This is a genomic window from Aliifodinibius sp. S!AR15-10 (assembly GCF_031569985.1).
Classification (GTDB): Bacteria; Bacteroidota; Rhodothermia; order Balneolales; family Balneolaceae; genus JAMQKA01.
Genome location: NZ_JAMQKA010000135.1, coordinates 1 through 532, shown reverse-complemented (window position 1 = coordinate 532; position 532 = coordinate 1). Strand labels below are relative to the sequence as shown.

General features: G+C 51.9%; 1 protein-coding gene. It reads left to right on the top strand.

Translation table 11 applies throughout. From position 1 onward, the window contains the following. Nucleotides 1-367, top strand: a 367-nt coding sequence (locus NC796_RS26675) for a transposase (protein ID WP_310688947.1), incomplete at its 5' end; no start/stop codon positions are given. Between the last annotated feature and the right edge of the window lie 165 nt (nt 368-532).

The following is a 532-nucleotide window of genomic DNA, read 5'->3' as shown; positions in this document are numbered from 1 at the left end:
CCAGCTGGAGGCCCTGCTCAGTGGTGACGAGCGGGCCATTTTCGGCGATAAGGCCTATCCCAGCAAAGAGCTTAAGACCCGGTGTCGCCGGGAAGGCACCTATTATGGAATCTTGGATAAGGCCTATCGGAACACCCCGCTGAGCGGCTCCCAGAAAGCCCGAAATGATCGGAATCGCCGGGTACGTCGCTATGGGGAGCATCCGTTCGCGGAAATCAAGGATCGCTACGGCGGACGGGTGGCCAAAGCCAAGACCAAACTGCGCAACAAGGCTCGATTTGTGATGTGTGCGATCTGCTGGAATATTGAACGTAGTATAAGTTTTGCCAAACAGGAACCAAAAATTAGGCCGGCTGTGGCCACCTGATGGGATTGGTATACCCATCAGAGGCCGAATCGGCCTCCACGGCCCGATTTTCGGGCTAAAACCAACGGATATGACTATGGATATCGAAGTAGTAGAAATTTTTTGGCCCTACAAAACCACAAATTAAGAAAAATCCGAAAAGAGCAAGTAATTCAAAGCCCCCTA